The sequence below is a fragment of the Pseudomonas sp. LBUM1673 genome, assembly GCF_059695645.1.
Genome location: NZ_CP166780.1, coordinates 529,651 through 542,610 on the forward strand (window position 1 = coordinate 529,651; position 12,960 = coordinate 542,610).

Below are 12,960 nucleotides of genomic sequence, written 5' to 3' on the forward strand. Positions count from 1 at the left end.
CGGTGATCATGTACACCCGCTTGAGCTGGGTGGAGACCTCTGTGGCGAGGGAGCTTGCTCCCGCTGGGTCGCGTAGCGACCCCAAACCGGCGCTGCGGTGCGTCAGGTTCAGCGCGTGGGCCAATTGCGACTGCTGCGCAGCCGAGCGGGAGCAAGCTCCCTCGCCACAGAGGTGGTGTAGCTGTTACAGGCTAAACCGCCCAACCATGTTGTTCAGGTCCAGCGCCAGGCGCGACAGCTCGTTGCTGGCCGCGCTCGTCTGGTTGGCACCCGTGGCCGATTGCACCGACAGGTCACGAATGTTCACCAGGTTGCGGTCCACTTCGCGGGCAACCTGTGCCTGCTCTTCGGCCGCGCTGGCGATCACCAGGTTGCGTTCGTTGATTTCGACAATGGCGCTATTAATAGTGTCCAGCGACATGCCTGCACCACGGGCGATGTTCAAGGTCGACTCGGCGCGTTCGGTGCTGTTGCGCATCGAATCCACGGCGTGTTCGGTGCCGCTCTGGATGCTGCCGATCATGCGTTCGATTTCGCTGGTCGACTGCTGGGTGCGATGGGCCAGGGCACGTACTTCGTCGGCGACCACCGCAAAACCACGACCGGCTTCACCGGCACGGGCTGCTTCGATGGCGGCGTTCAACGCCAACAAGTTGGTCTGATCAGCCAGGCCGCGAATCACGTCCAGCACCTTGCCGATGTCTCGCGACTCGTTGGCCAGATCACCGATCAGGGTGGCGGTGCTCTGTACGTCGGCGCTCATGCGCTCGATGGCACTCACGGTTTCCTGCACCAGGTCACGACCGTCGCCAGCCGAAGTGGTGGCGTTTTTTGAGGCTTCGGAGGTGCTCACGGCGTTGCGGGCAACTTCTTCCACAGCGCTGGTCATTTCGTTGACGGCGGTGGCGGCCTGTTCGATTTCGTTGTTCTGCTGGGTCAGGCCACGAGCGCTTTCATCGGTGACGCTGTTGAGCTCTTCCGCGGCGGACGCCAGTTGTGTGGCCGAACCGGAAATCCGTTGCAGGGTGTCGCGCAGTTTGTCCTGCATCTTCGCCATGGCGGCCAGCAGACGACCGGCTTCGTCTTCACCGTCGACGGTGATCGGACGCGTCAGGTTGCCTTCGGCGATTTCTTCGGCGGCGCTCAGGGCATTGGCGATCGGCTTGGTGATGCTATTGGTCAGCAGCCAGGCGAACAGAACAGTCAGGCCGGTGGCGATAACCAGCAGAGTCACCACCAGGTTGAAGGCCGAGGAGTATTGGTCGACGGCTTGCTGATTGGTGTCGACGGTCTGCTGGGTGTTGATTTCCAGCAAACGGTTCAGCACGACGTTGATCGCTTCAGAGTTAGTCAGCAAATCGGTATTGAGCAGCGTGCGCAGTTCGTCGATCTGATTGTTGCGCGACAGACTCTTCATCCGGTCTTCGATCTGGCGATACTGCCCCAGCAACTGCACGTATTGATCATAGGCTGCACGTTCCTGCGGGCTGGCGATCAGCTTTTCATAGGTCGTCTGAGCCGTTCGAATCTGCTGGTTACGGGTTTCCAGCAGGCCTATGGTTTTCTGCTGGACGTCCGGCTCGCGGTTCACCAACAGACGGTAAGACAAGACGCGCAGACGCAGGGTTAGCTGAGTGAACTCGTCGAGGCTTTTAATGCTAGGTACGCTGTTTGAGGTGATTTCTTCGGCGGCGCCGCGAATCTTGCTCATCTGGTTCAGGGCGAACACACCCAGAACCAGCATCAGGCTGCCAATCAGGGCAAAACCAAGGAACGCCCGTGGTGCGATATTCATATTTCGTAGAGACATGGTGTTCACCGAAAAAAGCGCATCCGTGCGGGGCTGAGACTGCTGTATGCATGACTTATCGGTCATACGACTAAAGTCTTGAGACGCTGCGCGCTTTTGTCGCAGAAGGGCCGCGGCGACGAAGTGCAGGAACCAGATCCGCCAATCACAGTCTTTAAAACTCGCGAGGAAGGTCGCCGCCAGGAAAATCAAGGCCTTGCGCCTGCATAACCCTGGCATCTGTGGTGACTTTTCTTTATCGTACGCGCCCTTTGAAAATGCCCGGAAATCAAAATGTTGGAAGCATCCCTAAGCCAATTGGAACAGCTGGTCAGCGACCTGGTGCAACAGAACCAGACCCTGCTCGGCACCAACCAAACCCTGAGTGCAGAACTGGCCCAGGCCAAGGATGAAAACGAAAGCCTGCAACTGAGCCTGATGGAACAGGAAGAGAAACAAGGCGCCACCGCCGCACGCATTCAGGCCTTGGTTGAGCGCGTCAACGCCGGTCCTGTCAGCGCATGAGTTACGGCGCCGCAGGGGTAAAAGTCGTCTCGATTCTGGGGGAGGACTATTCGATCAAGGCGCCGGCCGGGGAAGAGCAGACCCTGCTGGACGCCGCATTAATGTTGAAGGCCGCCCTGGCCGAGACCAAAAAGAAATACCCGACGCTGATCGGTGACCGCTTGTTGGTGCTGGCGGCGATGAATCTGTGCTCGCAGCAGATCGAAATGCAAAAGCGTCACCAGCAAGAACTCGACCGTTACCAAGAGCAAGTCAGCGCCACGGTTGAAGTGATCGCCAAGACAATCAATCAGGCCTGATCAGCTTTGCGCACAACCAAAGAATAAATTGTCGTTTTAGTTGTATACAATCGGCATGGCTGTTGCAGTGTTTCAGCCTCTTATTCTTTGGGGGTGCTCCATGCAGTTCTGGCGACGCAGTATTCAATGGCAGTTGATCCTGAGCATGGGCACCGCCCTGCTGGTCAGTATTCTGATCGTGGTTGGCGTTTATACCCTCGTGGTCAACCGCCTCGCCCAGCGCTATCTGGTCGAACAAGCGCTGCCGTCGAGCATCGAAGCGATGCGCAACGACATCGAACGAATCCTCGTTCAACCCCTCACCGCCGCCAAGGACATTGCCAGCAATAGCATGGTGCGCGACTGGTTGGCCGGGGGTGAAAGCAGTGCCCAGACCGCAGGTTTTATCAGCTACCTGGAAGGCATTCGCGCCGAGCACAAAGCCTTTACCGCGCTGATTATCGGTGCCGCTTCAAGCCATTACTTCACGGAAAAGGGCCTGGACCGCACGCTCAGTCGCTCCAATCCCAACGACGCCTGGTTCTATTCGTTCCTCGACAGCAACCAGCCGCGCACCCTCAATATCGACCATGACACCGCCACCGGTGAGTTGGCGCTGTTCATCGATCTCAAGGTCGAGCAGGCCGGTAAAGTCGTGGGCGTTGCCGGGCTTGGCCTGAGCATGAAAGAGCTGTCGGAGCTGATCCACAACTTCAACTTCGGTGAGCGCGGCAAGGTCTACCTCGTGCGTTCCGACGGTTTGATCCAGGTTCACCCCGAGGCGCAGTTCAGCGGTAAACGTACGTTGGCCGAGCAAATCGGTGCCCCGGCGGCGCAAGCGGTCATGGGTCAAAAAGCTGCCAACAGCAGTTTCGTCCGCGATGACGAAGATTTTCTGGCGTTGAGCCTGCCGCTGCGGGATTTGGGCTGGACCCTGGTGGCCGAAGTGCCGCAGTCGCAAATCTATGCCGAAGCCCGCCGCGCGATGTGGATGAGCAGTGGAATCGGCCTCGCGGTGGCGTTGGTTTGCCTGATGCTGGTGGTGTTGCTGGCCCGTGGACTGGTGCGGCCGATCCGTCAGGTAACAGCGGCGCTGGTAGCAATCGGTAGCGGTGGTGGAGATTTGACCCACAGGTTAGATTCCAGTCGCGCCGATGAACTGGGTGACCTCGCTCGCGGTTTCAATCGGTTCCTGGAAAGTCAGCGGCACATGATTGGCGAAGTGCTGACCACCAGCGAGCGTTTGCGCACCGCCGTCGGTCAAGTGGCGAAGGTCGTGGACAATACTGCCGAGCGTTCCGGGCGTCAGCAGGAAATGACCGACATGGTCGCCACAGCCGTTCATGAAATGGGCCTGACTGTGCAGGAAATCGCCCAGAACGCCGGCAACGCAGCCGTCGCTTCGCAAACCGCACGGGATGAAGCGTTGCAGGCGCGGGAAGTGGTAGGCGGATCGATCAGGCATATCGAAAGCATGTCCAACGAGATTGGCATCGCCGCCGGTGCAGTGGGCGAGCTGGCCCATCAAGTGGCATCCATCGATCAGGTGTTGGCGGTGATTCGCGGGATCTCCGAGCAGACCAATCTGTTGGCGCTCAACGCCGCCATCGAAGCGGCGCGGGCCGGGGACATGGGACGCGGGTTTGCGGTGGTGGCCGATGAAGTGCGGACTTTGGCGCGGCGAACTCAGTCGTCCACCGATGAGATCCAGCAGATGATCGGCAGCCTCAAGCAGGGCGCAGAAAATGCGGTGTCTTCCATGCACTCCGGGCAAGCGGCGACCGGCACGGGTGTTGAGTCGAGTCAGCGCACCGGGGCGTCGTTGACGGCGATCACCGGGCAGGTCGAGCGCATCAGCGACATGAACCATCAGGTGGCGACGGCGACGGAAGAGCAGTCGGCGGTGACGGAAGAGATCAACCGGAATGTGCAGGGGATTTCCGATCTGGCGCGGGCTACGGCGGGGGAAGTCAGGGCTTGTCGGGAAGACTGTCAGACGTTGCAGCGTCTGGCCGATGACTTGGCGCGGCAGATGAGCAGTTTCAAACTCAGCTAAAAATTGTGTTGGCTGTGCCGACGCCATCGTGGGCAAGCCCGCTCCCACAGGATTTGTGTGTTGGACGCGTTATGTGTGAACAACAGAGATCCCTGTGGGAGCGGGCTTGCCCGCGATTGGATTTCAGCTACGCCACAGGGTTCTAATCAGAACCACTCATCCTGCATGCCCAGACACACATCATCCCGCGCCTCAAGAATCGCCAGTTCATGGTGGCAACCCGGCACTTCCCACGTCAGGAAATACCGAGCCGCCCGCAGCTTGCCTTTATAGAAGTTCACATCCGCCGCATTGCCCTTGGTCAACCCTTCCTCGGCACGAATCGCCTGTTCCAGCCAGCGCCAGCCGATCACCGTGTGCCCGAACACCTTCAAGTACAGCGCCGAGTTCGCCAGGCTGCTGTTGACCTTGCCTTGAGCCAGATCGGTCAGCAGGCCAATCGTCACGCTTTGCAGGCGCGCCACCAGTTTTTCCAATGGTTCACGTAGCACGGTCAGCGATTCATACGCCTGCGCCCGCTCGGCGGTGTTGGCGATCAGGCGGATCAATTGCTTGAGTCCCGCACCACCGTTCTGCGCCAGTTTGCGACCCAGCAAGTCCAGCGACTGAATGCCATGAGTGCCTTCATGAATCGGATTCAGGCGGTTGTCGCGGTAATACTGCTCCACCGGGTATTCGCGGGTGTAACCGTGGCCGCCCAGAATCTGGATCGCCAGTTCGTTGGCCTTCAGGCAGAACTCCGACGGCCAGGATTTGACGATCGGCGTCAGCAAATCCAGCAGTTCATGGGCTTGTTTGCGTTCGGCTTCAGTCTCAAGCGTGGTGGTGTCGTCGAACAGTCGCGCCGCGTACAGCCCAAGGTCGAACGAACCTTCGACGTAAGCCTTCTGGGTCAACAGCATGCGTTTGACGTCGGCGTGCTGAATGATCGCCACCGGTGCGGTGCTCGGGTCTTTGCTGTCCGGCACGCGCCCTTGGGGACGCTCGCGGGAGTATTCCAGTGAGTACAGGTAACCGGCGTAACCCAGCATCACCGCGCCCATGCCGACGCCGATCCGCGCCTCGTTCATCATCTGGAACATGTAGCTCAAACCATGGTGCGGCTTGCCCACCAGATAGCCGACGCATTCGCCGTTGTCGCCGAAGTTCAGCGCGGTGGACGTAGTGCCGCGCCAGCCCATCTTGTGGAACAACCCGGCCAGTAACACGTCGTTGCGTTTGCCGAGGCTGCCGTCATCGTTGACCAAAAACTTGGGCACGATAAACAGCGAAATACCCTTCACTCCGGCCGGTGCGTCCGGCAACTTGGCCAGCACCATGTGCACGATGTTTTCCGACAGCGGGTGGTCGCCGCCGGAGATGAAGATCTTGTTGCCCTTGAGCCGATACGTGCCGTCGGACGCAGGCTCGGCACGGGTACGAATATCCGACAGCGACGAGCCGGCATGGGGCTCGGTGAGGGCCATGGTGCCGAAGAAACGGCCCTCGATCATCGGTTGCAGGAAGCGCTGCTTCTGCTCATCGGTGCCGAAGCTTTCGATCAGGTTCGCCGCGCCCATGGTCAGGAACGGGTAGGAGGCCGACGCCGCGTTGGCCGACTGAAAGTGTGCGAAACAGGCTTGGGACAACAGCGTAGGAAGTTGCATGCCGCCAACGTCGAAACTGCGTGCGGCATTGAGGAAACCGGCTTCGAGGAAGGCATCCACCGCCGGTTTCACTTCCGGAATCAGAATGGCCTGACCGTCCTCATAGCGCGGTTCGTTCTCGTCGCCCTTACGGTTGTGCGGGGCGAAGAACTTCTCGGCGATGCTGCGGGCGGTGCCGATGGCCGCATCGAAGGTCTCGCGGTTGTGCTCGGCGAAACGCTCACGCTGGGTCAGGCCCTCGGCATCGAGGACTTCATACAGCTCGAAAGCCAGATTGCGGGAACTGAGCAACGTCTCGGACATGGCGGCCTACCTTTTTTTGGAATGGGCCGAGTCTAGGCGTGGGGAGTGCGGGCTGAAAGGATGATTGATGTGGGTGATGGAGGGGCAGAACGGGAGGGTGTGTCAGGAAGTACGCCTTCGCGGGCAAGCCTCGCTCCTACAGGGGCTGTACCAGTCGCGAAAATGGCGAACGACACGGATCCGTAGGAGCGAGGCTTGCCCGCGAAGGCGATCTTCAGGTCGCGTCTACCTCAAGCCAGGCACCCATTGCGGATGCCCGGTCTTATTACGGTTTAGCCGATCGTCATCAAGCTGGCATTACCACCCGCGGCAGCGGTGTTGACGCTCAACGCCCGCTCGATCACCAGGCGCTCCAGCGCAATGTTGGTTTCGCCCTGGGACAAACCATGAACCCCGACAATCGCACCGGCACGCTTGGCCACTTGCTGGCAAACCGCACGCAGCTGATCCGAATGGCCGTGATGCAGAACCGCATCAACCACCACTTCGTCCTTGGTCCAGTCGGCCACCCGCTTGATCCGCGCCTGAACTTCTTTCGGCAGGCGTGCGAACAGTGCCTTGGTCAATTCAGTTTCCGGCCACACTGCCGAACCACCCACAGCCAATACTGCGGCCAGCTGAGTCAGCAGATCGCCTTCGACTTCCGCCAGGCACAGCACGTGTTCGCGCGGCAGGATGGCGTAGCTGTTGCGCTCGCCGGTCGGGCCCGCCAGTACACGGGTGATCCCGCTCTGCGATTGCGCCGCGAACTGTACGCACAGGGTGCTCAAGTCCGCGAACTGGTTGCTGTCGGCCCAGGCTTTCAGAGCGGTCAGCGGTTTGCTCATGGCATCACGCAGACGGACGTCGGGTGCAGCGATGGCGTCGCCGCGAGCGAAGGATTGTTCGATCGCATCGGTAGGACGCGTCGACAGCAGACGGTACAGGTACAGCGGACCACCGGCTTTCGGACCCGTACCCGACAGGCCTTCACCGCCGAACGGTTGCACGCCGACCACGGCACCGACGATGTTGCGGTTGACGTAGACGTTACCGGCGTTGACGTTGTCGATCACCTTAGCGATGGTCTCGTCGATGCGAGTATGTACTCCCAGGGTCAGGCCGTAGCCGGAAGCGTTGATCTGGCCGATCAGTTGGTCGATTTCTTTGCGCTTGTAGCGAACCACGTGCAGCACCGGGCCGAAGATCTCCCGTTGCAGCTCGTCGAAGCTTTCCAGTTCGATCAGGGTCGGCATCACGAAGGTGCCGCGTTTGACTTCTTCGCTGTTGGCGATTGCCACCTGGTACACGCTGCGACCTTTGTCGCGCATGGCCTGGATGTGCTTCTCGATGCCGGCCTTGGCTTCGGCGTCGATCACCGGGCCGATGTCCACGGACAGGCGCTCTGGATTACCGAGCCGGCATTCAGCCATGGCGCCCTTGAGCATTTCGATGACACGGTCGGCGGAATCTTCCTGCAGGCACAGTACCCGCAGGGCCGAGCAACGTTGACCGGCACTGTCGAAAGCCGACGACACCACGTCAATGACCACCTGTTCGGTCAGCGCCGAGGAATCCACGATCATCGCGTTCTGGCCGCCGGTTTCGGCGATCAGCGGAATCGGGCGACCTTGCGCATCCAGCCGACCGGCGACGTTGCGTTGCAGCAAGCGAGCGACTTCAGTGGAACCGGTGAACATCACGCCTTTGACTCGTTCGTCGCCGACCAAGCGAGCGCCGACGGTTTCGCCACGGCCCGGCAGCAGTTGCAGCACGCCTTCCGGAATCCCGGCTTCGAGCAGCAAGCGCACGGCTTGAGCGGCCACCAGCGGGGTTTGTTCGGCAGGCTTGGCCAGTACCGGGTTACCGGCGGCCAGGGCAGCAGCGACCTGACCACTGAAGATGGCTAGCGGGAAGTTCCACGGGCTGATGCAGACCACCGGACCCAGTGGGCGGTGGGCATCATTGGTGAAATCGTTGCGCGCCTGCACTGCGTAGTAACGCAGGAAGTCCACGGCTTCACGCACTTCGGCGATGGCGTTGGCGAAGGTTTTGCCGGCTTCGCGAGCCAACAGGCCCATCAGCGGCTGGATCTCGCCTTCCATCAAATCGGCGGCACGTTCAAGGATCGCGGCGCGCTCGGCGGGCGGCGTGGCCTGCCAGATCGGTGCAGCGTTCAGGGCACACTGGATCGCGTTGTCGACGTCTTCGACGGTCGTTTCCTGTACATGGCCGACTACGTCACGCAGATCGGACGGGTTTAATACCGGTGCAGGTGTTTCCGTGCTGGATGCGCAACCGAGCATCGGCGCGGCTTTCCAATTGTTATGAGCGGTGGCCAGCAGGGCACACGACAGGGAAGCCAGGCGATGTTCGTTGGCCATGTCGATGCCGCTGGAGTTGGCGCGCTCGGCACCATACAGGTCACGCGGCAGCGGGATGCGCGGGTGCGGCAGGCCGAAGCCGCCTTCCAGCGTCGCCATCTGCTCGATGCTGGCCACCGGATCGGCCACCAGCTCCTGAATGGAGATGGACTGGTCGGCAATACGGTTGACGAACGAGGTGTTCGCGCCGTTTTCCAGCAGGCGACGCACCAGGTACGCCAACAGCGTTTCGTGAGTGCCGACCGGTGCGTACACGCGGCAAGGACGGTTCAGCTTGCCTTCGGAAACTTTGCCTACAACCTGTTCGTACAGCGGTTCGCCCATGCCGTGCAGACACTGGAACTCGTACTGGCCGGGGTAATAGTTCTGACCGGCGATGTGGTAGATGGCCGACAGGGTGTGGGCGTTGTGTGTGGCGAACTGCGGATAAATGACTTCCGGCACCGACAGCAGTTTGCGTGCGCAGGCGATGTAGGAAACGTCGGTGTACACCTTGCGGGTGTAGACCGGATAGCCTTCCAGGCCTTCGACCTGGGCGCGCTTGATTTCGCTGTCCCAGTACGCGCCTTTTACCAGGCGAATCATCAGGCGATGACGGCTGCGACGAGCCAGGTCGATCACGTAATCAATCACATACGGGCAACGCTTCTGGTAAGCCTGGATCACGAAACCGATGCCGTTCCAGCCGGTCAGTTGCGGCTCGAAGCACAGGCGCTCCAGCAGATCCAGCGACAGCTCGAGGCGGTCGGCTTCTTCGGCGTCGATGTTCAGGCCGATGTCGTATTGCTTGGCCAGCAGGGTCAGCGACAGCAGGCGCGGATACAGCTCGTCCATCACGCGCTCGTACTGGGCGCGGCTGTAACGCGGGTGCAATGCGGACAGTTTGATCGAAATGCCCGGGCCTTCATAAATCCCACGACCGTGAGAGGCTTTGCCGATCGAGTGGATGGCTTGTTCGTACGAGGCCAGGTACTTCTGGGCGTCGTGCTCGGTGAGGGCGGCTTCACCGAGCATGTCATAGGAATAGCGGAAGCCTTTGGCTTCGAACTTGCTGGCATTGGCCAAGGCTTCGGCGATGGTTTCACCGGTGACGAACTGCTCGCCCATCAGGCGCATGGCCATGTCGACGCCCTTGCGGATCATCGGCTCGCCGCTCTTGCCGATGATGCGGCTCAAGGACGACGTCAGGCCGGCTTCGTTGTGGGTGGCGACCAGTTTGCCGGTCAGCAGCAAGCCCCACGTGGCAGCGTTGACGAACAGCGACGGGCTGTTGCCCAAGTGCGGGTGCCAGTTACCGGTGCTGATTTTGTCGCGTATCAGTGCGTCACGGGTGCCTTTGTCCGGGATGCGCAGCAGCGCTTCGGCCAGGCACATCAGTGCCACACCTTCCTGGGAAGACAAGGAAAATTCCTGCAACAGGCCCTGAACAATCCCGGCACGGCCGCCGGCGCTTTTCTGATTGCGCAATTTCTCGGCAATCGAGGCAGCGAGCTTGTTGGTGGCTTCGGCCATCGGGGCCGGCAGGCGTGCCTGCTCGATCAGCATCGGCACCACTTCAGGTTCCGGACGACGGTAGGCGGCAGTGATGGAAGCGCGCAGCACCGACTGCGGCAGGATGCTTTCAGCGAATTCCAGGAAGCACTGATGCGCGTGATCGGTGTGGACTTCGCCGGCGTCATCCGCGTCTTTGCCGGACAAACCGCTCAGCTCGGTCAGGGTTGCACCACCCTCGAGTTTTTCCAGGTAACTGAAAATTGCCTGCTTGATCAGCCAGTGCGGCGTGCGATCAATCGAGGTCGCGGCGGCCTTGAGGCGTTCGCGGGTCGGGTCGTCAAGTTTGACCCCAAGGGTGGTGGTAGCCATATTTTTATCCTCATGTTTGCCACGACCGAGTGGCATCAGCTGGCGGCAAGATTAGCTGTGCGTTGATCGAGGTGCAACCGGGTGCAACCCTTTTTTTGTCGAAATAATAAGCAGCTCGTCAGGAAATAAATTCTGGTACACACGTCCCGCGCCTGCTTGGTGCTTTTGCTTATAGCAAAACCCGAAAAGCGCTCTAAAAAGGAGCAAAAACCGACCCTTTTCAGGAAAATCCGACTAGGTGCAACTTATTCTCACGAAACTGGTTGCACCTTATTTGCTTTGTTGAATAGCATTCGCGGCCAAGGTGCAACCGGTCAAAAAGATCGGTGTGCCGGCTGATGGCTTTCCTGGGGAAACATCAGTCATAAATGCGCGGGATCCGGAATCGTCTGTCAAACGTCGTCGTTTGCGAGCGGTTCACTAGCCGCCGCTACATAAAAACAATGCCAGGGCGTAACTCAATGAGCGTAAGCAATCCAACCCTGATCACGTTCGTGATCTACATCGCAGCAATGGTGCTGATCGGCTTCATGGCCTATCGCTCCACCAACAACCTTTCTGACTACATTCTGGGCGGTCGCAGCCTGGGCAGCGTCGTGACTGCACTCTCCGCGGGTGCTTCCGACATGAGCGGCTGGTTGTTGATGGGCCTGCCGGGCGCTATCTACATGTCCGGTCTTTCCGAAAGCTGGATCGCCATCGGCCTGATCATCGGTGCTTACCTGAACTGGCTGTTCGTCGCCGGCCGTCTGCGCGTGCAGACCGAGCACAACGGCGATGCACTGACCCTGCCGGATTACTTCTCCAGCCGTTTCGAAGACAAAAGCGGCCTGCTGCGGATCATCTCCGCGGTCGTGATTCTGGTGTTCTTCACTATCTACTGCGCTTCCGGCATCGTGGCCGGCGCCCGTCTGTTCGAAAGCACCTTCGGCATGTCCTACGAGACAGCGCTGTGGGCCGGTGCTGCGGCGACAATTGCCTACACCTTCGTCGGTGGTTTCCTGGCAGTGAGCTGGACTGACACCGTACAAGCCACGCTGATGATTTTCGCCCTGTTGCTGACGCCGATCATCGTGCTGCTGGCGACCGGTGGCGTTGACACCACGTTCCTGGCCATCGAAGCGCAAGACGCCAGCAACTTCGACATGCTGAAAAACACCACTTTCATCGGCATCATCTCGCTGATGGGCTGGGGCCTGGGCTACTTCGGCCAACCGCACATCCTGGCGCGTTTCATGGCGGCGGATTCGGTCAAGTCGATTGCCAAGGCACGTCGGATTTCCATGGCCTGGATGATCCTGTGCCTGGGTGGCACCGTCGCTGTAGGTTTCTTTGGTATCGCTTACTTCTCGGCGCACCCTGAACTGGCCGGTCCTGTGACCGAAAACCACGAACGTGTGTTTATCGAACTGGCGAAGATCCTGTTCAACCCATGGGTTGCTGGCGTGCTGCTGTCGGCCATCCTGGCGGCGGTAATGAGTACCCTGAGCTGCCAACTGCTGGTGTGCTCGAGCGCCCTGACCGAAGACTTCTATAAAACCTTCCTGCGTAAAAGCGCTTCCCAGATGGAACTGGTCTGGGTCGGCCGCGCCATGGTGTTGCTGGTTGCTCTGATCGCCATCGCTCTGGCGGCTAATCCGGAAAACCGTGTATTGGGTCTGGTCAGCTACGCCTGGGCTGGTTTCGGTGCCGCTTTCGGTCCAGTCGTCCTGATCTCCGTGATCTGGAAAGACATGACCCGCAACGGCGCACTGGCCGGCATCCTGGTCGGCGCGATCACCGTGATCGTCTGGAAACACTTCGAACTGCTGGGTCTGTACGAAATCATCCCTGGTTTCATCTTCGCCAGCCTGGCCATCTTCTTCGTCAGCAAAATGGGCGCACCGACTACCGGTATGCTTCAGCGCTTTGCTGCGGCCGAGAAAGATTTCCGCCTGAACAAGTGATGGGGATGAGCTAATGCTCTGACCTTTCGCTGAACATGAAAACGGCCCGCTTCCTTTTGGAAGTGGGCCGTTTTTTTTGGTTTGCGGGGAAGGGGTTGGTGTTTTTGATGCCGCCTTCGCGGGCAAGCCTCGCTCCTACAGGATTTATGATTCGCCGCAGAACTGTAGGAGCGAGGCTTGCCCGCGAAGAG

General features: G+C 59.9%; 7 protein-coding genes and 2 pseudogenes. 5 read left to right on the forward strand and 4 right to left on the reverse strand.

What is annotated here, in order from left to right:
• Positions 1–184: 184 nt before the first annotated feature.
• Entirely contained in the window at positions 185–1,057 is an 873-nt protein-coding gene (locus ACA044_RS02430; RefSeq protein WP_390176098.1) for a methyl-accepting chemotaxis protein, read from the reverse strand.
• Positions 1,040–2,029: pseudogene (locus ACA044_RS02435) on the reverse strand (MCP four helix bundle domain-containing protein); the annotation flags it as partial. The pseudogene ACA044_RS02435 and the gene ACA044_RS02430, both read right to left, overlap by 18 nt.
• A gap of 54 nt (positions 2,030–2,083) precedes the next feature.
• Here ACA044_RS02435 and ACA044_RS02440 point away from each other — a divergent pair.
• The 4 genes and pseudogenes from ACA044_RS02440 (at position 2,084) to ACA044_RS02455 (ending at position 4,648) form a co-directional block, all read left to right on the forward strand.
• The gene (locus ACA044_RS02440) at positions 2,084–2,314 is read left to right on the forward strand and encodes a hypothetical protein (RefSeq protein WP_497445006.1); all 231 of its coding nucleotides are present in this window, start codon (positions 2,084–2,086) and stop codon (positions 2,312–2,314) included.
• Positions 2,311–2,613: a cell division protein ZapA gene (locus ACA044_RS02445; protein WP_007903196.1), complete on the forward strand. Its 303-nt coding sequence runs from the start codon at positions 2,311–2,313 to the stop codon at positions 2,611–2,613. The genes ACA044_RS02440 and ACA044_RS02445 overlap by 4 nt, the downstream gene beginning before the upstream one ends.
• Positions 2,614–2,758: 145 nt before the next feature.
• Positions 2,759–3,781 (forward strand): annotated as a pseudogene (locus tag ACA044_RS02450) (HAMP domain-containing protein); the annotation flags it as partial.
• A 135-nt stretch (positions 3,782–3,916) separates the two neighbouring features.
• Positions 3,917–4,648 carry a methyl-accepting chemotaxis protein gene (locus tag ACA044_RS02455; RefSeq protein ID WP_497447153.1) on the forward strand — a complete coding sequence of 244 codons (732 nt, stop codon included), beginning with the start codon at positions 3,917–3,919 and terminating at the stop codon, positions 4,646–4,648.
• Positions 4,649–4,794: 146 nt separating this feature from the next.
• On the opposite strand, the gene ACA044_RS02460 is transcribed toward ACA044_RS02455, so the two are convergent.
• Both ACA044_RS02460 and putA read right to left on the reverse strand, forming a co-directional pair.
• Positions 4,795–6,597 carry an acyl-CoA dehydrogenase gene (locus ACA044_RS02460; RefSeq protein ID WP_497445007.1) on the reverse strand — a complete coding sequence of 601 codons (1,803 nt, stop codon included), beginning with the start codon at positions 6,595–6,597 and terminating at the stop codon, positions 4,795–4,797.
• 272 nt (positions 6,598–6,869) lie between these two features.
• A complete protein-coding gene (gene putA / locus ACA044_RS02465) occupies positions 6,870–10,823 on the reverse strand; it encodes a trifunctional transcriptional regulator/proline dehydrogenase/L-glutamate gamma-semialdehyde dehydrogenase (protein WP_497445008.1) in 3,954 nt (1,317 codons plus the stop codon).
• Between the two features lie 461 nt (positions 10,824–11,284).
• On the opposite strand from putA, the gene putP reads away from it, so the two are divergent.
• Positions 11,285–12,769, forward strand: a complete 1,485-nt coding sequence (gene putP / locus ACA044_RS02470; RefSeq protein ID WP_497445009.1) for a sodium/proline symporter PutP — start codon at positions 11,285–11,287, stop codon at positions 12,767–12,769.
• Positions 12,770–12,960 lie beyond the last annotated feature (191 nt).

What these genes read in the sequence shown, in the direction of transcription:
- ACA044_RS02430 (WP_390176098.1), bottom strand. Translation starts at nt 1,057, where the DNA reads ATGGCGAAGATGCAGGACAAACTGCGCGACACCCTGCAACGGATTTCC.
- ACA044_RS02440 (WP_497445006.1), top strand. Translation starts at nt 2,084, where the DNA reads ATGTTGGAAGCATCCCTAAGCCAATTGGAACAGCTGGTCAGCGACCTG.
- ACA044_RS02445 (WP_007903196.1), top strand. Translation starts at nt 2,311, where the DNA reads ATGAGTTACGGCGCCGCAGGGGTAAAAGTCGTCTCGATTCTGGGGGAG.
- ACA044_RS02455 (WP_497447153.1), top strand. Translation starts at nt 3,917, where the DNA reads ATGGTCGCCACAGCCGTTCATGAAATGGGCCTGACTGTGCAGGAAATC.
- ACA044_RS02460 (WP_497445007.1), bottom strand. Translation starts at nt 6,597, where the DNA reads ATGTCCGAGACGTTGCTCAGTTCCCGCAATCTGGCTTTCGAGCTGTAT.
- putA (WP_497445008.1), bottom strand. Translation starts at nt 10,823, where the DNA reads ATGGCTACCACCACCCTTGGGGTCAAACTTGACGACCCGACCCGCGAA.
- putP (WP_497445009.1), top strand. Translation starts at nt 11,285, where the DNA reads ATGAGCGTAAGCAATCCAACCCTGATCACGTTCGTGATCTACATCGCA.